This window comes from Hymenobacter sp. YIM 151500-1 (assembly GCF_025979885.1).
Classification (GTDB): Bacteria; Bacteroidota; Bacteroidia; order Cytophagales; family Hymenobacteraceae; genus Hymenobacter.
In genome coordinates, this window is record NZ_CP110139.1 from 3,966,191 (window position 1) to 3,987,849 (window position 21,659).

The window sequence follows — 21,659 nt, forward strand, 5'->3', positions numbered from 1 at the left end:
AATCTGCGGTTTATGATAACCGAAGAGCAAATCCAAAGCATTGTTCGCCGTATCGTGGAAGGCTACCAGCCCGACCGGATCATCCTGTTTGGCTCCTACGCCTACGGGACACCTACGGAGGACAGTGATTTGGATTTGCTGGTTATCAAGGCGGGCATCGGCGAAAGCCGCATGGAGCGTGGTGTAGCGGTGCGGCGGCTGCTTCGGGCGACGGATATGCCTCCGATGGATATTCTGGTGCGCACCCCGGAAGAGGTAGCGGAAGCAGCGGAGGTTCGCTTCACTATTGAAGCTCAAGCGTTGAAATCAGGACGAATGTTGTATGCCGCCGCTTAGCTCAGCTGAACTAGCATATGTGCAGCAATGGCTAGAAGTAGCCGACTTGGATTTAGCGGCGGCTGAGCGTATGTATGTTGATAATCCAGCTGCTTTCGGCTATCCTATTCCCTTTTCCTGCCAACAAGCAATAGAAAAATATTGCAAAGGAGTGCTGCTTGCTGAAGGCAGGGTCTTTCGTAAAACGCACGACTTACCATTCTTACTGCAACAACTGGCACCTACAGTCCCATTTACCGATGTCAAGTTGGATGAAGCTGACTTGCTTTCGGATTACGCAGTAGATGTCCGCTACCCACCTCATACTCGCATAAGCGTACCTGAAATGCAAGAAGCTCTGCGTATTGCTAGATACTTTCAGCTTCGTCTGCGGCCACTCATTTTGGCTGTTTTACCATAATCACCAACCCGCAACCCTTTCAACACTCCCACCTATGGGTCTGGAAATCAAAATCCCCGCCGTCGGCGAGTCCATTACCGAGGTTACCATCGCCAAATGGCTTAAGCAAGACGGCGCGGCCGTGAAGCGCGACGAAGTCATTGCCGAGCTGGAATCGGACAAGGCCACGTTTGAGCTGCCCGCGGAAGCCGATGGTACTTTGAAAATTCGCGTAGCCGAAGGCGAAACCATTGGTATCGGCGCCGTTATTGCCGACATCGAAGGTGCAGGCACCAGTGCAGCTGCCCCGGCCAGTGTACAAAACGACTCCGCAACCCGCGGGGCGCAAGAAGGCGCCAACGGCACTGCGGCGGCAGGTTCCGACCCCATCACTCAAGGCGAGCAAAACCCCGAAGCCAGCAACCAGAGCGGCTATGGTGGCTCCCAGGCTGGCTCGGCTGATACGCCCACGCCGGCTGCCGCTCCGGCCGGTGCCAGTGGCGGTGCTACCGTCGAAATGAAAATTCCGGCCGTGGGCGAGTCTATTACGGAGGTGACAGTGGCCAAGTGGCTCAAGGAGGATGGAGCCCAGGTGCAGCGCGACGAAATTATTGCCGAGCTGGAATCGGACAAGGCTACGTTTGAGCTGCCCGCGGAAGGCACCGGCACCCTGCGCCACGGGGCCAAGGAGGGCGAAACCATCGGTATCGGAGCCACTATTGCCCGCATCGAGGGCGGCAGCGGGGCACCAGCCGCTGCGGCTCTAGTTGCGGCGCCAGTGCAGTCGGCTGCGGTAGCCGCCTCGCCGGCTGCCAGCAGTCAGCAGTCCTACGCCACGGGCACCCCTTCACCGGCTGCCGGCAAAATCCTCGGCGAGAAAGGCATTAACCCCGCCGACGTGCAGGGCACCGGCCGCGACGGGCGCATTACGAAAGAAGACGCCCAGAATGCCCAGGCTCGCCCAGCCGTACCTGCTGCTGCGCCGGCTGCTGCACCCGTTGCCCAAGCCAGCAACCAACAGCCGGCAACCAGTCCGCAACCCGGCAACCGTACCCAGCGCCGGGAGCGGATGAGCAACTTGCGCAAAACGGTGTCGCGCCGCCTGGTGGCGGTGAAAAACGAAACGGCCATGCTCACCACCTTCAACGAGGTGAACATGCAACCCATCATGGACCTGCGCGCCAAGTTCAAAGACAAGTTCAAGGAGAAGCACTCGGTGGGCTTGGGCTTTATGTCGTTCTTCACCAAGGCCGTGTGCGTGGCCCTGCAAGAGTGGCCCGCCGTCAACGCGCAGATTGATGGCACTGACATCGTGTACAATGACTTCTGCGACATCAGTATTGCCGTGTCGGCGCCGAAAGGGCTGGTGGTGCCAGTGATTCGCAACGCCGAGCAGCTCAGCTTCGATGGTATTGAAAAGGAAGTGGTGCGCCTGGCAGGCCTGGCCCGTGACAACAAGCTCACCATCGAGCAAATGAGCGGGGGCACATTCACCATCACCAATGGCGGAGTGTTTGGCTCTATGATGAGCACGCCCATCATCAACGCCCCACAGTCGGCCATCCTGGGCATGCACAACATCGTGCAGCGCCCCGTGGCCGAAAACGGGCAGGTGGTGATTCGCCCGATGATGTACTTGGCCCTGAGCTACGACCACCGCATCATCGACGGCCGCGAATCGGTGTCGTTCCTGGTGCGCGTGAAAGAGTTGCTCGAAGACCCTACTCGCCTGCTGCTCGGTGTGTAGGCATAGGTGTTGTTGACACAAAAAACGGGCTTCTGCTTTTGTAGGAGCCCGTTTTTTGTTGGGAATGGTATTAGAGAAATCTGTCGAAAAGAAAAAGGCCCTGTTGAAGATTCAACAGAGCCTTTTTGCTTGGCTTACAACTGCGCCAATAAGCTTACTTTACGTCCCACCACACCGGGGTAACGATGTCGCCGGGGGCCAGGCCAGTGCTGCTCACATTCGGGTTGCGCTGCAACTCGGAGTCGGGGTAGGGCAGGCGCTTAATAAGGCGGTTGCCACCTATGAAGTTTACCAGCGGTGCGCGCAGCGGAATGGGCGGCTGGCCCGTCGAGCTCAGAATACCGTCGGTGCGGCGAGCTTCCGCCCAGGCCTCAAGGCCGTTGGTGCCATACAGGGAAATCCACTTTTGCCAAATGATGCGCCCTATTCTGTCGGGGGTGGTCGTAACGCCCACCAGATTGAAGCGAGGGTTGGCAATGTAGGTGTTGTACTCGGCGGCGGTGATGCCGTAGCGGCCCATAGCCCAGGCTACCCCGTTGTTGTAGAGGGTAATGGCTTGAGCACCTTCCGTGCTCCAGCCGCGCACGGCAGCTTCGGCGCGCAGGAACAGGCTCTCTTCGTAGGTCAGCAGCAGCGTAGGGCGGGCCTTGGCAGGAGCATCGGTAGCCGGAATGCCCGGAAAATCAGCGGCGGGCCGGTTGTTGGCGTTGGCAAAGTTTTGTCCGAAAAACCAAGGGCCAGGCGTGCTCCAGCGGAAGCCATCAGACGAGCCCGGCTCCCGGAAGAAGAAGTCGAATACAGAAGGGGTGCTCAAGTCCCAGTCGACAAAATACACGCGGAAACGCGGGTCTACCAGGCCCTGAGCCGGGTTGATGATTACCGACGACCCCAGCGTGCGGCTCACGGCCAGCTGATTAGGCAGGCGGGAGTTGGCCTGATAAAACGGGTTTTCGGCACCAGCGTTGGCCGTGTGGTTGAACTGGAAATCCTCGCCGGAGAGCATAAAGTCGGTGGTGGTCAGGCGGCTGAACAAGCCAGCTACTCCGGCCTGGGCTCCCGCGGGGTCTACCTCGCTGGTGCGCAAGTACAGCTTCAGGCGCAGCGTGTTAGCCAGTCGTACCCACCTGTTCATGTCGGCTTCGGTGGCGGCGCGGTAGTGCAAATCGGCTAAGCCGGGGAAGCGGCCCTGCTTCTTGCCAATATCGGCCACGGCCTCGGTCAGCAGCGTGTGCAGGCCGGCGTAAATGTCGCGCTGCTTGTCGTAGGCGGGTGTGATGGTAACCTCAGGCTGCAAGGCCTGCGAAAAGGGCAGGTCACCGTACAGATCCGTCAGCACCTGAAACGTGTGGGCCTTCAGAATCTTGGCAATGCCCACCATCCGCCACTCACCGGACTTGGTGCCCTCCTGGATTACATACTCAAAGTCGCGCAGGGCTCCGGCATACAGAGCCTGAAACTGAAAGCCGTCGAGAGTGCCGGAGCTAAGGTTATACTGGTCGTAGCCACGGTACTGAGCGCCCATGGCGCCCATATGCTGGGCCAGAATCTCGCCCAGAATATTGTACTGCCCGCCCATGATAAAGCTGGCCGTGCCCTGCCCGGAAGGCAGCACCAAGCTTACATCAGCAGTAGCGGGGTTGTTGGGGTCTTTGTTGATATCGAGCAGTTCTTTTTCGCAGGCTGTCGAGCCAAGCAGCAGCCCCAGGGCCGCCACCCAGCGGAGAGTAGTCAATTTCATAGATTGTCTGATACGCAAGGAGATGAATGCTTACAGCGTCAGCTTCAGGCTGGCACCGAAAGAGCGGGTGGTGGGAAACGAGAAATACTCGAAACCCTGGTTGTTGCCCGTGCCAAAGGAGCTAACCTCCGGGTCGATGTGGGGCTGCGACTTGGGCGTCCAGAGCATGAGGTTGCGCCCAATCAGGGCCACCTGAATGCTGCCCAGGCGCACCTGGCGGGCCAGTTCTTCGGGCAGGGTGTAGCTCAGGCTGGTTTCGCGTAGCTTCAGGAAAGAAGCATCGAACAGGGAGTTTTCGCCGGTGTTGGCGTACTGCTGCCAGTACAGCCGGCCGCCATCCCAAACCGAGTTGCCACCGTCAGCAATTTTCGTGTTGGGCGAGTAGGAGCCGTCGGCATTCTGGATAACGGAGTTGGGCACCACAAAGGGCTGTCGGTCGTTGGCAGCGGTTTCCTTAAGCGTACCAACAAAATATCCATCCCGAACAGTCTGGGAGTAAAACTTACCGCCTTTTCGGGCGTCGAACAGCACATTCAGCGCCACTCCTTTATAGCTCAGCGTAGTAGAAACCCCGGCCAGGAAGTCGGGCTGAATGCTACCCAGGGCCTGACGGTTAGGGTCGATACGGGGGAAGCCGGTTCTTTCGTCCACTACAATGCGCCCTTCTGGGTCACGCAGCATCTTGGTGCCAAAAAATGTGCCGTAGGGCTGACCTACCTGGGAGTTCAGGGCTACGTTGCTGCCGCCCAGCCCCCCGATAACGATATTGGAAGTGGTGCTCGATACTTCCGTTACTTCGTTGCGGTTGCGGGTGTAGGTCAGGTTCAGGTCCCAGCTGAAGCCGCTATCCGTGCGCACGGGCGTGGCAGCCACAGCTAATTCAATGCCCTTGTTCTCCATCACGCCGGCATTAACGGCCTGAGAAGTGAAGCCCGTGGTGCTCGACAGCAGCAGGTCGACGTAGATTTTCTTGCTCCGCGAGTTGTAGTACGTAGCGTCGATTCCCAACCGGTTATTAAAGAAACTCAACTCCGTGCCTACCTCGTAGGCCGTGGTTAGCTCGTTCGTCAGGTTAGGGTTGCCGATGAAGTTGCCGACCTGGAAAGCCGGCACCGTGCCGTAGGGGAACTGCAGCTCCCCACCGAAGCCGTCGTCGATGCCGCCGCGCACGAATACAGTCCGCTCACGGTAGGGCTGCACCACTTTACCTACCGAGGCTACGTTGGCGCGCACCTTGCCGAACGACAGAATGCTGTTCTGGATTTTAAAGGCTTCCGTGAAGATAAAGCCCAGGTTGGCGCTGGGGTAGTAGAAGGCCTTACGCAAGGTCGAGGACCGGTCCCGGCGGCCCGTCAGGCCCAGGTAGAGGTAGTCGCGGAAAGACAGTTGTACGTCGGCGAAGTAGCCTAGCAGGCGGGTTTTAGATTCGCCTTTGGTAGTGCGCACACTAAGCGTGTTGCTCAGGTCGTAGAAGTCGGGCACTACTACGCCCAGGCCGTTAGCCGTTGTGCGCTCAATGGCTTGTTGCTGGTAGTCAACGCCGAAAATGCCCTTGGCGGTAATGTCAGGCGTTATCCGATGAACCACATTCGCCAGCAGGTCAGTAGTGGTGTTGCGGCCGTAAATATTGTCCTCGATGTACCGGCCGGCGGCATTGCCAACCGTTCCCTGCGCAATCTGCTGCCGGCGGCGGTCCGAAAAGAAGTCGATGCCCTGGCGTAGGGTAAAGCCCAGCCACTGCAAGGGCTGGTAATTCACCTCTGCCGTGCTCAGCAGGCGGTCCACATTGTCGGTCAGGCGGTTTTTATCGAGCAGGAAGTAGGGGTTGTTCCGGAACCCGGCCAAGTGGAAGTTCTGGAGATTATAGCGCGAGTCGTTGTAATCCTTGGCCTCCGTAATGTCGATATTACGAGGAACGTTTATCAGCGACTGCATAATACCGGCCAGCGACTGGCCCTGAATACCCCGGTCGCCGCCCGACTTGATGTAGTTGACCGTGCCGCTGATGCCGAGCTTTTCGTAGAGGCGTGTGCCGCCGTTCAGGCTTACCGTCGTGCGCTTGTAGTTGTTTTCCGGAACAAACGACGAGGTGCGCGCATCCGCCACCGACACGTAGTAGTTCGACAACTCGTTGGACCCCGCAAACGAGATGGCGTTGTTGTAGGTCACACCCGTTTCAAAGAAGTCACGGATGTTGTCGGGCTTAGCCGATAGCCGCACGGAGTCGGCCGGCTGGCCGGCCGAAAAGCGCTGGCGGAAGGTGCGCCAGTCGGCTACGTTTTGACCCTGAATGCGCGGCCCCCAGCTCCAGTTGGTAGTTGGGCTATACACTTGCCGGCCTGCCAGGGGGCCGGCCGTAATTGTGCTTCCCGCCCCGTAGGTATTCTGGAACTCAGGCAGGCGATTCACGCGCTCAAACGTTACGGCACTGCTCACAGCCACCTGGGGCCGGCCTTTCAGATTCTGGCCCTTTTTGGTGGTGATGATGATGGCGCCCGAGGCGGCCCGCGAACCGTACAGAGCCGCGGCAGCCGGGCCTTTCAGCACCGTAATCGACTCCACAATGTTGGGGTCGATGTCGCCGGCTCGGTTGGTCAGGTCCACGCCGTTGTTCAGGTCGCCGCCGGTGTTGCCCGCCGAGTTCAGGGCCGCGTTGCTGATAACGTTGCCATCCACCACGTAAATGGGCTGGTTGTCGCCGGTGAACGACTGGGCACCCCGGATTACTACGCGCGTAGCGCCGCCCGCTGCCCCGGTAGCCCCGGAAATCTGCACACCCGCCAGGCGGCCCTGCAAGGAGCGGAGCAGGTTCGGCTCACTGGCGCGCGTAATGTCCCTGTTGTTCAGGGTCTCAACGGCGTAGCCCAGCGTCTTGCGCTGGCGCTCAATACCCAAGGCCGTTACAACTACCTGGCTGAGCTGCTTGGTGTCGGCCGCCATGCCCACTTCCATCTGGCGGGCATCGTCCAGCTCGCGCTCCACGTTGATGTAGCCGATAGAGCTGAACACCAGCGTGCCGCCGTTGCCCGGCACTTCCAGTATAAAGGTGCCATCCGAGTTTGTGGAAACCCCCGTGCCAGAGCCCTTGAGCAGCACCGTAACGCCGGGCAAGCCTTCCGTGGTTACCCGGTCAAATACGCGCCCCGAGATAGTGCGGGTTTGGGCGTACGCAGGTGCAGCTAGCAGCACCACCCCAACGGCCGATAACGCTGATACGTTAGAAAGTAACGTTTTCTTCATGCAGAGTATTTAGGCAAGAGTTACACAAGTGAGTAAGCGGCCACGCGAGGGTGCCAGGCAGGAAATTCCAAAATTGAGACGCAAAGAAAGCTATTAAACATATCGTATACAGCTTACCTTCAGAAGCAAAGAAATAAAAATAGAGGGTGTTATCCTCGAAAAATTAAAACTCTCTCAAAAATAGCACATGCCGCCAGCGTAATTACTGCTATTTGACGGCTATACTATAGAAGATGTATATTACTCGGCGAACAAGCCGGAATAGCCGATGAAGCTCCAAGATTTGGAGCCGCTGTCCAAGACTTGGAATACCGTAAGCCGCGGGGTCTACCTGATTCGGTCTAACTGCTTTATGCACAGCGGCCAGCAGTTGAAAGCAGAGCTGGCCGGGCAGCACGAAAAAGCCCGCCGGATTCGCGTCCAGCGGGCTTTCTAATGAGTGGGTGGATGAGGAGAAAAAAGATCGGGGGTGGGAATACAGTTAAGCGCCGCGGGAACGGGAAGCTAGGGTAGCTACTTTATGCTTGGCTTGCTCGGCATTGGAGCCAGCAAAATTCTCTTCCACAGAACGCTCCAGCAAGAAAACCCACCGTTGGAAGTGGGGGCCCTTGGTGGGCAAAGCGGAATGCAAAGGAATCGGCTGTCCTTCCTGGTAGCGGGAGGTACCCAGCAGGGCGCTGCTCCAGTAATCGTAAAGCGAGGTAAGATGGCGAGGCCAATGAATCTGAGCTACCGCGTGGCAGAGGGGCGCCAGCAGCTCATCATCGTTGGCTTTGCTAAAAGCCGAATCAACCAGCTTCTTAATGTCGCCTTCAGTCCGCAGATCAGGCAGGGTCAGGGAAGATGCCATAGCAGGGTGGGATTGGGACTGTAAATACGCAGCGAATTTACGCAGGTTTCAGAAATTTCGCTCTTGTATTCAAAATGTTTTTTAGCCGCCTACTGCCACCTGATTAGCAGAGGCATACCATGAAAAAAACACGTAATGCCGACTTCCGGCTACCTTACAAAACATGGTAAGGATTGTGAGCCTGCTGCACGCGGTACTCGAAGATGGCGGCCAGCGTACCGGCCTTCTGGATGGCCAAATTGGCAGTAGGACCAGCGAAATGGGCATCCACGTTTTCAACAAACAGCGTTAGCCAGTGCCGGAAATGGCGGCTGTCGATGGGCAAGGTCAAGTGCTTGGGAAACGGCCGGCCCCGGTAGCGGCTGGTACCCAGCAGCAGGCTGCTCCAGAAGTCGTACATAGTAGCCAGGTGGCGAGGCCACTCGTTCTGCACCACTGCGGCGAAGATGGGCCCCAGCAATTCGTCGGTGCGCACCCGGCCGTAAAAGGAGTCGACCAGCCGCTGGATGTCGTCTTCGGTGGAAATGTCGGCAGGAGTAGGCGCTTGGGCAGTACACATGATGGAAGGCAGCAAGCAGTAAATGAGAGGGAAATACCTTTTAACCCATCAGCCCTGGTGTACCGTTCACGTCTTCGGCTCGGCGGCCGGCTTGGGGCGCCCGCCCAGCACTACCAGCGCCACGGCCACCACAATGAGCAAAGCCCCGCCGAGCATAGGAGGGCTCAGGGCTTCGCCCAGAAAAGCCCAACCCAGGAGTACGGCTACCACGGGGTTAACGAAGGCGTACGTACCCGCCAGGGCTGGTTCCACCACCCGCAGCAGCCAGATATAAGCCGAAAATGCTACGAACGACCCAAACGTGACCAGGTAAGCAAAAGCCGCCCAGGCCGGCCCGCTGATACTCCGCAGGTGAAAGGCTGCCGCCTCGCCGTGCAGCAGCCCGGCCAGCAGCAGGAAAAACCCGCCGCAGAGCATCTGCATGCCCACTCCCAGAAAAGGAGAACCACTAATCGGGTTTTTCTTGGAATACAACGAGCCCACCGACCACATAAACGCGGCCAGCAGCACCGCCGCCACCCCCAGGGCCGCGTGGCCCGGCACCAGCACGGGCGCGGCGCTGCGGGTACCGACCAGCAGCGCCAGCCCGGCCAGGCCCAGCCCTAAGCCCAGCAGTACCCGGGGTGTGGGCCGCGGGCTGATACCACTCAGCCAGCCCAGCAGCGCCAGAAACATGGGCACCGTAGCTACCAGCAGCGCCGCCAGCCCCGACGGAATATACTGCTGTGCAAAGGTGGTGCCCCCGTTGCCGAACAGCGGCAGGCAGAAACCCACTACGGCCGCCCGCACCCAGTCTTGCCGGGTGGGGGCCGGGGCGCCGCTGAGCCGCAGCATGCCGTACTGCAAGGCCCCGGCTAGTAAGTAGCGCGTAGCCGACAGCAGGAACGGTGGCCACGACCCCAGAGCTATTTTGGTGGCCAGGTAGGTGGAACCCCAAACAAGATACAGCGCCAGTAACGCCAATAGCACCGTAGCCGAAGCGGGGCGGGAAGAAGAAGCAGACATGAACAGGAAGCAGAAACCGATGCAGCCACGAAGCTACGGGCATTTCAGCGCGCACCTGGTTCAGTAGCCGTGGGCTGGCGCGTTGTTTGGCTGCTTACAGATGGGCCGTGGTGTAGCCGAGGATGGCCGTGTCGCCGGAGTCGGACAGCACGAACATGGCCGATGCGGCGGGTTGCAGCTCGTAGCGCAGCACGGTATCGGTTTCAAAAGCCACGAAGTAGCGGCACAGCAGCTGTAGGGCCCGCGCCTGCCAGGTATCGGTAAAGAACAGCTCCAGGTCGGCGGGGGTAAGGTCTTCGAGGGTAACTTCCAGGGCCGGTAGGGTTTCCTGGTAGAGGCCGCCCAGCACGAAGGTGCGGCCCAGCTCTACCCCACCCAGGGTGAGTCCCCCGGCTGCCTGTTGCGGGCTGGCGGAAGAAGGCGCTACCGTAACCGGGTGTTGCAGCGGAGCTATGGTGCGCAGGCGTACGGGCCGCTCCAGCACCCGCTCAAAGCACAGGCGGGTTAGCCGCAGGTCGCCCACGATGCGGTAGGCCAGGGGCAACAAGTAGAGCAAATGCAGCACCTGGGCGGCGGGGAGCTGGTCGTGCAGCTCCCAGAACCGGGTCAGCACTTGGTTGTACCAGTGCGCCGAGAGGTTGGCCAGGTAGCGGCGCTCCTCCTGCTCCAGCAGCACCCGGTGGCGGAAAAACTCCTGCTCGAAGGGCAGAAAAAACAAGCGGGTAGATTTTTCGCGGCGGCGCTGAATCCGGATGTCGGCTACCATGGCGCGGGTGTCGAGACCCGTAATCGGCTCGGTAGGGTGGTGAAACACCTCCTGGGGCAAGGCATCGTACAGGCCTTCGCGGTGCACGTCGATGGCCAGGCGCGGCGAGGACCGGCGGCCCGTGGTGTGCTCCTCGGCCACGGCGCCCAGGTCGCGGCGGTAGCGGCGCGCAAACAAGCCCACTGGCTTCAGCACAAAATCATCGAAGGCATACCCGGAGTCGAGCAGGTCGGCCAAAATAATTTCCAGCCGCAGGTCCAGGGGCTGGCGCCGCAAATAATCGAAGAGTTGGCGGAGAGAAGTGGGAGCAGACACGGCACAAAGCAAAAACAGACGACAACAAGTACGGCAAAGAAGGGCAAAAAAAGCGTGCTGCCGAGCAAAACACGCACGCTGTGGCGGCGGGCTGTGGCATGGTAAGCATTTTTGCGGCAACTTACGCCCTGGTGCGCTACTGCCGCCGGCTCCGCCCCTGGGCGCGAAGCGGGTGGCGGGGGCCGGGCTCCGGCCCACACCCGCATACCGGCCGCCGGGCCGCAACCGTTTTTAGTTTTATGCTCCTACCCGATCCGAAGTCCCACGCTCGTAGCATGGCCTCTAGTGCGTTGTCGAATGCCCGCTCGGGCCTACAGCGCAATCCTACCTTTATCAGTGTGCTGCTCTACCTGCTGGGGTGGGCGGTAGTGTTTGCCCTGGTGGGGCTGGGGGCCGTGTATAGCCCCCTCGAGTTCAAAACCACCTTTCTGCTGGTGCAGGCGCTGCTGCTACTGCTCGGCGCGGTTCATACCCTGACGCTGGAGCAGTTTCTGCCCTGGTACGACAAAGACAACCTGACCCACGGCGGCGTGATGACCGGCCTGACCTGGGGCGCCGGCGTGCTGAGCATACTGGCCTTATTCTGGTGGCGCTGGTTTCCGGCCAACAGCCCGGCGCCGGCCTCGTTTGTGGCGGCTACCTTTCTGTTTCCGCTGCCCTACGTGTTTTGGCAGGCCTGGCAGGCCTGGCGCCGCATTCCGGCGCCGCAGTACACGCTGTGGCAGTACCGCCCCGGCTCCACCGGGCCCGACCTGGCCCGCATGGACCTGAGCAACTTCATGGTGGTGCACTTCTGGATGTCGCGGCGCTTCGGCGAGGAGCTATACCACGACTTTTCTTCCAAAGCCCCCTACGAAATGCGCCTGGGCGACCTGTTCCACATCTTCATTACCGATTACAATGCCCTAAAGCCGGAGCAGGCCCTGCAGTACGTGGATGAGCAGGGGCAATCCTACGGCTGGCTGTTCTACGCCAAGCAGCCCTGGTGGAGACGCCGCCGCTACTACAACCCCGACCACACGTTCCGCGACAATTTTCTGCGGCAGGGCAGCATCATCGTGGCCCGGCGGGTGCCCCTGGCCAGCTAAGCAGGGCCGGGGCCAGAATGTCCGGGGGCTTGCCTAATTTACCGGCCCCGAGAGGACAAGCCACCAACACCGCTCCTCCAACCGTTTCTGTTCTACGTATTTGCGCTTTTTGTTGAGTTAACTACCTATGCTGCCCGAAATCAAACACTATCCTGTCAATTGGGTAGATGGGATGAAAATATCCCGCCGCCACTTCACCGAGTTCGAACAGTTTACTACGGAGCACCTGCGCGACGCTGCGGCCCTGGGCCTGAGCGCCCACCGCTACGGCCTGCTTCCCGCCGACCCGCAAGGCACTCCTTCTCTGGAGCTGCTGCTCAGCGTAGACCAGCAGCAGGGCGTGCAAGTCCGCCTCACGCACTGCCGGGCCATAACGGCGGGTGGGGCCCGCATTGAGCTGGTAAGCGGCAGCGAACCGCTCACCTTCCGCACCAGTCTGTCGGTCCTGCTGGCAGAATTCAACCTGACCCTGACTGAGCAGCTGCGCTTTAGCGTGGTGGTGTCGGTGAACCCCTACGTGCGGGTGCCCGCCGGGCAGCCCGCTCCCGAGGAAATACCGCCCCGCCACCCGTACACCCTGCCCGAGTACCGCCTCAGCGTGGTGCCCACCCAGCAGCTGGCCAGCAATACAATCAGCTCCTACCACCTCGTAATTGGCGAGCTACTTTACGCCGAAGGTGCCCTGCGGCCCGTGAGCCAGTATATTCCGCCCTGCCTGGCCCTGGTAAGCCACCCCACGCTGCTGCGCTGGCTGCACCAGTTTGAGCACGTGCTCCAGGAAATCGAAACCGACGCCTTCAAGGTAGTACACAAGGTGAAGCTGCGGCCCGATAAGAAGTCGGAGCTAAGCGCCCTGGTAATGCAGCTGGCCGAGCACACGGCCTTCGGCCTGGCCCAGCAGTTGCCGGGCCTGCACTTCACGGCCGCCCAGCTGCCGCCCGTGCAGCTGCTCCAGTCCCTGATGCAAGCCGCCAAGTACCTGCGCACGGCCCTCGACTGCCTCACCGAGGCCGAGCGCGAAGAGCTGCTGAAGTATATAGAGCAATGGTCGGAGACGCGGCCGGCCACAGTGCTCAACGCCCTGCGCGAAGCCACTACCATGACCTACGACCACCACCGCACCCACGAGCTGCTGCACCAGCAGCTGGAGCTGTGGCAGCTGGTGGCGGCTATTTTCCGCCAGCTCACCCAGCTGGAGTTTATCGGCAAAAACAAAGAGGGCTGGAAACCCTACATCAACGAGAATCCCCTGGCCGATGCCCCGGCCCAGGAGAAGCCGGCGGCCACCCGCTGGAACCCGTTCTAACGTCCTTTTCTCGTCGTTTCGCCCCGCCTTTCCCCCATGAAGCCCCTTAACCAAGCCGAACGCACCACCAGTCTCTGGAAGTTTACGCTGCTGTACCTCGTTGCCCTGGCTATTCCGCTGGTGGCGTCTTACTTCCTGTTTTCGGACCGGGCCATTGCCGAAGAAAACCGGGAGCTAAAGCGGAAGCTGGACCTCAACGAAATGGAACAGCGGAAGCTGCTGACCCAGCTGGACACGCTGACCAACCAGCTTCAGCGCATCGACGCCAACGACCGGCTGATGCGCACCGAAGCCAACGACGTAGTGCGGGCCGAGCTGGCTAAGCGCACCACCGACAACCTGACCGTAGTAGCCTTCAACCTGAACGAGCTGCGCCGCGACACCGCTCAAATGCGCGTGGCCACCAACAAGCGGATTGCCGGCAACGTGCTGCGCGACTTCGACCTGTTCCGCAACAACCGCAGCACCATTGACTTCCTGCGCGAGGAGCTGGAAAAGCGCGGCATCGACGTGACGAGCCGGGAGCAAATGGCGGGTGAGCTGGCCCAAACCAAGCAGATGCTGGCTACCTACCAGGCCGCCGCGGCCAACCGCCCGGCCCCCATGCCCAGCCTTGGTGGCGGCGGCGGGGGAGGTGGCGGCGGTGGGGGTGGCGGCGGAAGCAGCAGCGCCAAAGTAGCCGACTTGCAGCGCCGCCTCCAGGAAACCCTGAACAACTCGGCCCTGCTGCGGGACCAGGTGACGTTTGCCAATGCCGACTGCCTGCGCCTGCGGGCCCTGGACAAGCCCCGGGACCAGAAGCGGGAGATGCTGGAGCAGGCCCGCAAGGGCTTCGTGGAGATTCTGCAGAATCCTAGCTCCGAAGATATGCGCACCAGCGTCAACCAGATGATTGATGCTATTGACAAGGAGCTGGGCCGCCGCCGCGGCTTGTTCAGCGGCAACTAAGCCAGCGGGCTTTAGCTTATGAGCGACGCATATTACCGCCTGCCTCTCAACTTCGAGGACTTGCTGCAACGCCGCCACCTGCCGCGCTGCTCCGAGCAGGAGTCTATTGCCCAGCACCTGTACCTGATGTTGACCACCTACTTCGGCGAGGCGCGCTTCGACCGGACGTTTGGCTGCGTGGTGTGGGAGCAGGACTTCGAGGCTCTGACCAACCTGCGCTGGCGCGATGCCGTGCAGCGGTCCGTGGAGCGCACCGTGCAAGAGCACGAGCCCCGCATCGACCAGGTGAAGGTAACCGTGGACGTGGAAGACTACGAGCTGCGCGACGGCCACCAGCGTATCCGCAAGCGCCTCGACGTAACCATCAGAGCTGTGCTGCTGCACACCAACGAGCCCTTTGCCTTCCGGGCCAGCCTGTTCGTGGCCCCGCTATCCATCGACTAGAACAAACGCGCCGGCTAGCTGCCAGCATCTCGTGGCCCGTGGCTGAGCCAGCAGGTTGCCCGCTACGCTGCTGCGCTGCCTGGCCGCATCGTCCACTTCATCCTTGTACTACTGAGTTCTATTGCTAGATGAAACAGCCCGCACCCGATTTCTCGAAAGCCGGTATTAAGAGCCGCCTCACGCAGAAGGCCGCCGAGCTGTGGGGCTATCAGGAAGCCGATATGGATGGCTTCGACCCGCTGGTGCACCTGCTGCTGGAGGCGTGCGCCGTGGAGTTTGAAAAGATTGGGCAGGAAATCAACAACACCCAGTTTCGGCTGGTGGAGCGCCTGGCCGGCCTGCTCAACCCCGATGTGGTAGACACGCCCCGCCCGGCCCACGCCGTGGCCCAGGCCCGCGCCCGGGAGCCCCAGCTGCTGCTGCCCTCCGATGCCCAGTTCGTGTTTCAGCCCGCGGCTACCATGGGCCGGCAAGTGGGTGGCCACCCGCTCTACTTCTCGCCCCTGCAACCCACCCGCCTCACCGACTGCACCGTGCGTTGCCTGGCCACCGACGAGGCCATCTGGCAGGTAGAAGCCGGCCAAAAGCAGCTGCTGGCCCAGGTGGCGCAGCCGATTCCGGCCGAGCAGCGCCGCCTCTGGATTGGGCTCAGCATGCCTTCGGAAAGCACCCCGCTCACCGATTTGTCCTTTTACTTCAACTGGCCCAACGAGCCGCGCCGCGAAGCCTACGCCGCCTTCCTGCCCGGCGAAACCTGGCTGCTGGGCGAGCAGACAGTGAGCGTGGCATCAGGGTTTGCGTCGGTAAGCGAGTCGGGCTCCGTGGAGGCCACGCAACTGCACGAGGAGTTTGACGTGCTGCTGCGCCTGGAGCAGCACATCCGCGCCCTGTACGCGCCTTTGTTTGTGCACTTGACGGCCGCCCCGGCTGGCCGGCCCACGGCCCAGCTCTACCCCACTGCGCTGGCCTCGCGCTTCTCTCCCGACGAGCTGCGGGCCCTGGCTACGCCGCTGGTGTGGCTGGAAGTGCGCTTTTCGTCAGCCCTGCCGCCAGAGGCGCTGCGCAACGTGGTGTGCGAGGTGAACTGCTTTCCGGTGCTGAACCGCCGCCTCAACAAGCGCCTGTTTCGGTTGCAGCAGGCCCTGAACATTTTTCCGCTGGAAGCCGAAGAAGCCTTTCTGGCCATCCGGGAGGTGTATAGCCTCAGCAACGTGGTGTACCGCTCCACTACCCTCAGCGGCCTGCAAGACACCAGCACCGACACTTACACGCTGCGCGCCCACGGCGTGGGCCGCTTCGACAACCGCAGTGGGCAGGAGGCCCTGACCGAGCTGCTGGAGCTGCTCCGCGACGAAAGCCGGGCCTTTGCCGCCACCGGCACCGATTTCATTTCCTCCACCCTACGCGAGCTAAGCCAAAGCCTGGCCCGCCTCGAAGACCGGCTGGCCAATCGCCCCGCTTCCACCGAGGCCGTGAACCCCTACCTCGTGCTGCGCCCCAAAGACACCAACGACAGCGTGTTCATTGAGTACTGGTCGTGCGACGGGGAGGGCGGTAACCGCCTGCCGGCAGGTAGTGCGCTGCGGGTCTACGATGGGCATTACCTGGAAGAAGTGCGCCTGCTCACTACCACACAAGGCGGGCGGGAGCGGCCCCGGCCCGAGGAGCGCATCTTTGCTATGCGCCGCAACCTGCTCAGCCGCAACCGTATCGTCACGCTCGAAGACATCAAGGCCGCCTGCCAAGCCGAGCTGGGCAACCGCCTGGGCGCCGTACGCATCGAAAAAGCCTTCCGGCCCGGCCTCACCCCCACCGCCGGCTTCGAGCGGTGCATCCGCGTCACGCTTACGCCCACGGCCGGCAGCCGCCTCACCCCAGCCGAGTGGCAGCGGGCCGCCGAGGAACTGCAAGTAACCCTGGCCAGTCAGTCGGCCATGAACCTGCCCTATGAAGTGCAGGTAGGCCCCGCGGCTGCGTTGTAAACGCTGTAGCGCGGGCCTCAGCCCGCCGCTCCAGGAGTAAGGTTGTCAACCGGTGTAATTGAGCACCTAGTACAACCTATACCTCGGAGCGGCGGGCTGAAGCCCGCGCTACAGCGTTTACTCGGCCACTTCAGCGGCTGCACCGGGCTGCTCCACGGGCTGCGTCACCTGCCAGGTTAGCTCAGCGGATTCCGGCTCTTTGGTTAGATGAATAGCCGAGCCCTTGCCCACTTCGCCGGAGATAATCATGCGCGAAATAGGCCGGCGCAGCTGCTGCCGAATCACGCCTTTGATGGGGCGGGCGCCGTAGCGGGGCGTGAAGCCGGTGAGGGCCAAGTGCGTACGCACCTCGTCGGAGAGGTGCAGCTCGATGCCTTGGCGCCGCAGCTGCTCCACCAGCGGCCGCAGATGAATGTCGAAGATGCGCACCACGTTTTCTTCCGAAATCGGGGCAAACGGCACAATCTCGGTGAGGCGGGCCAGAAACTCCGGCCGGAAGTAGCGGCCCATGGTGTCCATCAGCTCCGAGGTAGCCGGCACCTGCCCCGCCCCAAACGCCGCGCTGATTTGCTCACTGCCGATGTTGGACGTAAACAGAATCACGGCGTTGGAAAAGTCGCCCTCCCGCCCCAGCCGGTCGTGTAGGCGGCCTTCGTCCAGAATTTGCAGGAAGATGTCAAACACCGAGTTGTGGGCCTTCTCTATCTCGTCGAAGAGCACCACCGAGTAGGGCTTCTGGCGGATTTTGTTGACCAGCAAGCCGCCTTCCTCGTAGCCCACGTAGCCGGGAGGCGCCCCGTAGAGCAGGGCCGCCGAGTGCTCCTCCTTGAACTCCGACATATCAAAGCGAATCAGGAACGATTCGTCATTGAACAGAAAGTCAGCCAGGGACTTAGCCAGCTCGGTTTTGCCCGTGCCCGTAGGCCCCAGCAGAAAGAAGGAGCCAATCGGCTGCCCGGCCCGCGTGAGGCCGGAGCGGGACTCTAGGATGGCTTCGCACAGGGCCTTCACGGCGTGGTCCTGGCCTACCACGCGCTTCTGCAGGGTCAGGTGCATGTTCAGCAGCTTCTCCCGCTCGTTGCTTTGCAGCTTGCCCAGCGGAATCCCCGTCTTGCCCGACACTACCGCGGCAATGTCCTGGCGCTCCACACTGTCCTTGGTGGTATCGGCCAGCTCTACCAAAGCCGTCAGCTGCTCCCGGAGGTAGTCGGCCAGCTCCCCGCTGGTTTCCAGGGTTTCTGGCTGCACTTCATTTTCCAGCTGGTTCAGCCACAGGTGGCTTACCTGCTGCTCTACCCGGTACTGAAACCAGCGCAGCTCCTTGAGGTAGTCAGCCTCAGGCAGCTCGGCGGCGCGGCCGGTCAGCTCATCCAGCTCCTGGCGGAGGGCCTGCACTTCAGCCACAGCCGTGGCGTCCATCATCCGAATGGCGGCCATGGTGCGGTCCACCAAGTCAATGGCGGAGTCGGGCAGCTGCCGGTCTTTGAGGTAGCGTTTGGCCAAGCGCACGGCTTCGGCGGCCGTGCCTTCGCCCACGCGCAGGCCGTGGTGAGTGGCGTAGTGAGGCAGCACGCTTTCTAGCATCCGCTCAGCCACCACCGGGCTGGGCTCCTCTACGCGCAGCACCTCAAAACGCCGGTTGAAGGCTTCGTCGGCCTCAATGTACTGGCGGTATTCGTCGTTGGTGGTGGCCCCGATAACCGTCAGCTCCCCGCGGGCCAGCTCCGGCTTCAGCAGCTGCGCCACTCCCGAACCAATGGAGCCCTTGGGGTCCAGCAGCACGTGCAGCTCGTCGATGAACAGGATGGCGCGCGGGTACTGCTTGATTTCGCGCACAATCTTTTTCATGCGGTCCTCCACCTCGCCTTTATAGGAGGCGCCGGCTACCAGCGTGCCCAGGTCCAGCTCCAGGAGCACCACCTGCTGCAAGTGCACGGGCACCTTTTGCTGCACAATCTGCTGGGCAAAGCCCTCCACCAGCGCCGACTTGCCCACGCCTGGCTCGCCCACCAGCAGCACGTTGGGCTTGGTGCGGCGGCCTAGAATTTCGGCTATCTGCCGGGTTTCCCGGTCGCGGCCCACAATGGGGTCCAGCTTGCCGGCGGCTGCCTGAGCGGTTTTATCTACGCAGTAGGTGGCCAAGGCTCCGGCCTGCGCCGCGCCTGATAGGGAAGACGCAGCCTCTCCGCCAGCACCGGTTTCGGTAGCGGGGCCAGGGAGGTGGGGCGCCTCCTGCTGGGCAGCATCCAGCACTTCCTTCTGCGTGAGCGGAAAGGAACGGAGCTGCTCGGCCGTAAACGCCAGCCCCGGCCGCAGCAAGGCGGCCAGCAGGTCTACCGGTTCGGTCCAGGGGTGGGAGAGTTGCAGGGCTACCAGGTCGGCTACTTCCAGCACCTGCTGGGCCTCGGCCGAGGGAGTAGGCTGCTCCGTGGGCCTGGCCGTCCGGGGCATGCCCTCAAGGCGCACCTCGGCCCACTCCCGCATGTAGTGGATGTCTTTGTCCAGGGTAACTGCCAGCCACGAGGCTAGCCCTACGTCGTTGTGCAACACGGCCAGCAGCAGGTGCGGCGCCGCGTACTGGGCGTGGTAATACTCGTGGGCTACGGCCTGGGCAATGTGCACGGCGCGCTTTAGTTCTTCGGTGTGGGGCACGGGAACAGGGGTAGATGGAATGAAAACTTCATGATAGGATTTTGGTCGGGAAGACCAGAATTTTAGAAAGAAAAACTAATATAGCGGCCGCAAAACGCCCGGCTACTCAGGACCGTAAGCAATATTTCCCCGGCACTCAGTGGCGCTGGCGCTTGCTGCCGGCAACGTGTCGTAGCGTGCCGCCGTCCGCAAATAGTCACTTTTTTTAATTTTTCGCTATCATTCGCCACGAGCAGCAATTTTCTCCTGGTAAATTAGAAGGAGTTTCGCGGTTTGTGGTACCTTACGCTGCCAACAGCTACGTTAGCGACGTGTTTCTCAGGAATTAACCTCAAGTATCATCCTATGTACAACTACGGAATCGGAGGCCAGGAGCGGAAGCTCGACAATGCCCAAGAGTCCATTTCGGACATTCCGCTGAACCGCACGCTGCTCGTGCAGAAGCTTACGGCTGATCCGCCCCTTCGCCCCGACATTGTAGATGGTTTGCGGACACCAGAGGCCGTTTTCGCTCATTTTAAGCCCGAAGTTGAAGTTGATTTTGAGCGTGAGGATGGCACCGTGGTTCCCGAAACCCTGCATTTCAACTCGCTGGGTGACTTCGGGAAGAAAGGCATCATCAACCAAAGCGACTTTTTGCAGGACCTGAACACCCAGGCCGAAGACCTGCAAAAGCTGCTGCGCCAGCTCAAGTCCAATAAAATCCTGCGCTCCGCCCTCGAAACGCCTGAAACCAAAGCCGCCTTCCTGGCCGCTATCCAGGCAATGATCAGCGAGCTGGACTAATTTTCTGCCCCTCGCGCCGGCTTCCCTTTCCACCTTTACCCTTGCCGGGACCCTATCTATGGCTACCGAACAACAAAACGCTGCGGCAGCTGCTGCGGCGCGTGAGCGTGAACAAGCTCCGTCGCTGGAGCAAAATACCCGTAACCTGGCCAAGTTTGGCGGGTTCGATTTGCTGGAAACCACTATTGAGGGTGCTTCCAACCTGAATCCTGAAAAAAAGGCGCGCAAGAAAATCTTCCTGACCGAAGAAACGAAAAAGGAAGACCGCCAGCAGCTGAAGAAGCGCCTACAGCTCTGGCATCAGATGCTGAGCAGTGCCGACTCAGTAGCCGATGCCGTGGAAAAAGGGGAAGCCCAGGTGGAATCGGCCAAGCAGCAGCTTACCGATAACCTGCGCCGCGCCCTCGAAAGCACCCGCGACCTGGAGCAGGCTTACCGCTCCGTGGCGTTGTTCTTCAAGAACACCGACCAGAGCGAGGTGAAGAACATCTCCATCATGAACGCCGACAAGGACCAGCTGCAGGACCTGGATAATACCACGTTCATTGACGCCGTGTCCAGCGCCCTGGAGCAGAACTACGACCGCCTCGATCTGCGCGACAACTACTCGCTGCTGGTAGTGCCGGGGTATCTAGGCTCCAATAAAGTCTTGGAGAAGTGGTCGAAGATTGCCCACAAAAACAAGGTTATGATGGTAACCGACTTCGAGCACTTCGATACGCCCGACGACGTAATTGAGCTGTTTGAGGAAGCCAACCTGACCGGTGCCGAATCCCACAAGTCCAACGTAATCATGGCGTGCAACTGGCTGGTGGGCCGGGGCAAGATCGAAGAAGTAGGCGAGGAAGAAGACTTGTTTGTACCTCCATCATCCGCTTTGGCTGGGCGCATTTATAGCACCCTGGCCTCGCAGGTTACGGCTGGCCGCAAGCACGGCGCCCTGAGTGAGGTAGACGGCGTGCGGTTCCCGCTCCGGAAAACCGAAATTGCCAACCTCGAGAAGCTGGGCCTGGTGCCCATGGTCAACGAGTATGGGCGCGTGATGGCCTTCTCGGCCAAAACGCTCTTCAACGGCGACAACATCGGCTTGCAGACGTATTCCGTAGTTCGGGTATTTGATTACGTCATCAAGGTGCTGATGGACTTCCTAAACCGGCGTGCGTTTGAGAACTGGGATCATAACATGCGCACCGACATTCAGGCACAAATCGTCCGCTTCTTGGATGGCATCACCGGGCCTGGCAAATTGATAGAAAAGTTCTCTATCAAGAAGTTTGAGCGTGATCCTAAGCAAAAAGATCGTATCTTGCTGGACATTCATATGGTGCCATATTTCCCGGCCAAAACCTTCCTGATTTCCCTGGACGGCACTAAAGGGGATGATCCGGATGACCCTAACCGGGAATGGAGCAGCCAGTATCAACAGAGTTGATGCCTTTACAGTGAAATAGATAATCCTTCTAGGATATCTGACGTAAAGGCACTTAATAAAGCAGTAGTACCATTTCTAACTTTCCT

General features: G+C 60.6%; 17 protein-coding genes. 10 read left to right on the forward strand and 7 right to left on the reverse strand.

What is annotated here, in order from left to right; all coding sequences use genetic code 11:
- Window positions 1-12 precede the first annotated feature (12 nt).
- From OIS53_RS16520 to odhB, 3 genes are read left to right on the forward strand one after another with little or no spacing between them, the layout of a single operon-like run.
- Window positions 13-336, forward strand: coding sequence for a nucleotidyltransferase domain-containing protein (locus OIS53_RS16520; RefSeq protein ID WP_264679678.1), 324 nt, complete (start codon window positions 13-15; stop codon window positions 334-336).
- Window positions 323-736 carry a HEPN domain-containing protein gene (locus OIS53_RS16525; protein WP_264679679.1) on the forward strand — a complete coding sequence of 138 codons (414 nt, stop codon included), beginning with the start codon at window positions 323-325 and terminating at the stop codon, window positions 734-736. Before OIS53_RS16520 ends, OIS53_RS16525 begins: the two co-directional genes overlap by 14 nt.
- Before the next feature lie 34 nt (window positions 737-770).
- The gene (gene odhB, locus OIS53_RS16530) at window positions 771-2,462 is read left to right on the forward strand and encodes a 2-oxoglutarate dehydrogenase complex dihydrolipoyllysine-residue succinyltransferase (RefSeq protein WP_264679680.1); all 1,692 of its coding nucleotides are present in this window, start codon (window positions 771-773) and stop codon (window positions 2,460-2,462) included.
- Window positions 2,463-2,616: 154 nt separating this feature from the next.
- Here odhB and OIS53_RS16535 read toward each other — a convergent pair whose 3' ends face one another.
- The 6 genes from OIS53_RS16535 to OIS53_RS16560 all read right to left on the reverse strand — a co-directional run bounded on the left by OIS53_RS16535 (window position 2,617) and on the right by OIS53_RS16560 (window position 10,935).
- A complete protein-coding gene (locus OIS53_RS16535; protein ID WP_264679681.1) occupies window positions 2,617-4,200 on the reverse strand; it encodes a SusD/RagB family nutrient-binding outer membrane lipoprotein in 1,584 nt (527 codons plus the stop codon).
- Between the two features lie 30 nt (window positions 4,201-4,230).
- The gene (locus OIS53_RS16540; RefSeq protein WP_264679682.1) at window positions 4,231-7,440 is read right to left on the reverse strand and encodes a SusC/RagA family TonB-linked outer membrane protein; all 3,210 of its coding nucleotides are present in this window, start codon (window positions 7,438-7,440) and stop codon (window positions 4,231-4,233) included.
- A 481-nt stretch (window positions 7,441-7,921) separates the two neighbouring features.
- A complete protein-coding gene (locus OIS53_RS16545; protein WP_264679683.1) occupies window positions 7,922-8,290 on the reverse strand; it encodes a group III truncated hemoglobin in 369 nt (122 codons plus the stop codon).
- 154 nt (window positions 8,291-8,444) lie between these two features.
- Window positions 8,445-8,849 (reverse strand): group III truncated hemoglobin, encoded by a 405-nt coding sequence (locus OIS53_RS16550; RefSeq protein ID WP_264679684.1) that lies wholly within the window; start codon window positions 8,847-8,849, stop codon window positions 8,445-8,447.
- A 66-nt stretch (window positions 8,850-8,915) separates the two neighbouring features.
- Complete coding sequence (locus OIS53_RS16555) at window positions 8,916-9,854, reverse strand: EamA family transporter (RefSeq protein WP_264679685.1); 939 nt, start codon at window positions 9,852-9,854, stop codon at window positions 8,916-8,918.
- Between the two features lie 94 nt (window positions 9,855-9,948).
- Window positions 9,949-10,935, reverse strand: a complete 987-nt coding sequence (locus OIS53_RS16560; protein WP_264679686.1) for a type VI secretion system baseplate subunit TssG — start codon at window positions 10,933-10,935, stop codon at window positions 9,949-9,951.
- A 239-nt stretch (window positions 10,936-11,174) separates the two neighbouring features.
- On the opposite strand from OIS53_RS16560, the gene OIS53_RS16565 reads away from it, so the two are divergent.
- The 5 genes from OIS53_RS16565 to OIS53_RS16585 all read left to right on the forward strand — a co-directional run bounded on the left by OIS53_RS16565 (window position 11,175) and on the right by OIS53_RS16585 (window position 16,703).
- A complete protein-coding gene (locus OIS53_RS16565; protein ID WP_264679687.1) occupies window positions 11,175-12,023 on the forward strand; it encodes a TssN family type VI secretion system protein in 849 nt (282 codons plus the stop codon).
- A gap of 172 nt (window positions 12,024-12,195) precedes the next feature.
- On the forward strand, window positions 12,196-13,329 hold the full coding sequence (locus OIS53_RS16570) for a hypothetical protein (protein WP_264679688.1): 1,134 nt from the start codon (window positions 12,196-12,198) through the stop codon (window positions 13,327-13,329).
- Between the two features lie 36 nt (window positions 13,330-13,365).
- Window positions 13,366-14,277, forward strand: a complete 912-nt coding sequence (locus tag OIS53_RS16575) for a type VI secretion system transmembrane protein TssO (RefSeq protein WP_264679689.1) — start codon at window positions 13,366-13,368, stop codon at window positions 14,275-14,277.
- Between the two features lie 18 nt (window positions 14,278-14,295).
- Complete coding sequence (locus OIS53_RS16580) at window positions 14,296-14,721, forward strand: GPW/gp25 family protein (RefSeq protein ID WP_264679690.1); 426 nt, start codon at window positions 14,296-14,298, stop codon at window positions 14,719-14,721.
- 128 nt (window positions 14,722-14,849) lie between these two features.
- Window positions 14,850-16,703 carry a type VI secretion system baseplate subunit TssF gene (locus OIS53_RS16585; RefSeq protein ID WP_264679691.1) on the forward strand — a complete coding sequence of 618 codons (1,854 nt, stop codon included), beginning with the start codon at window positions 14,850-14,852 and terminating at the stop codon, window positions 16,701-16,703.
- A gap of 117 nt (window positions 16,704-16,820) precedes the next feature.
- Here the strand turns inward: OIS53_RS16585 and OIS53_RS16590 are convergent, their stop codons facing one another.
- Window positions 16,821-19,355, reverse strand: coding sequence for an ATP-dependent Clp protease ATP-binding subunit (locus tag OIS53_RS16590; RefSeq protein WP_264679692.1), 2,535 nt, complete (start codon window positions 19,353-19,355; stop codon window positions 16,821-16,823).
- Window positions 19,356-19,700: 345 nt separating this feature from the next.
- Between OIS53_RS16590 and OIS53_RS16595 the strand changes: the two genes are divergently transcribed.
- Together OIS53_RS16595 and OIS53_RS16600 are read left to right on the forward strand one after the other, a co-directional pair.
- Window positions 19,701-20,141, forward strand: a complete 441-nt coding sequence (locus OIS53_RS16595) for a hypothetical protein (protein WP_264679693.1) — start codon at window positions 19,701-19,703, stop codon at window positions 20,139-20,141.
- Between the two features lie 58 nt (window positions 20,142-20,199).
- Window positions 20,200-21,573: a DUF5458 family protein gene (locus OIS53_RS16600; RefSeq protein WP_264679694.1), complete on the forward strand. Its 1,374-nt coding sequence runs from the start codon at window positions 20,200-20,202 to the stop codon at window positions 21,571-21,573.
- Window positions 21,574-21,659: the final 86 nt, after the last annotated feature.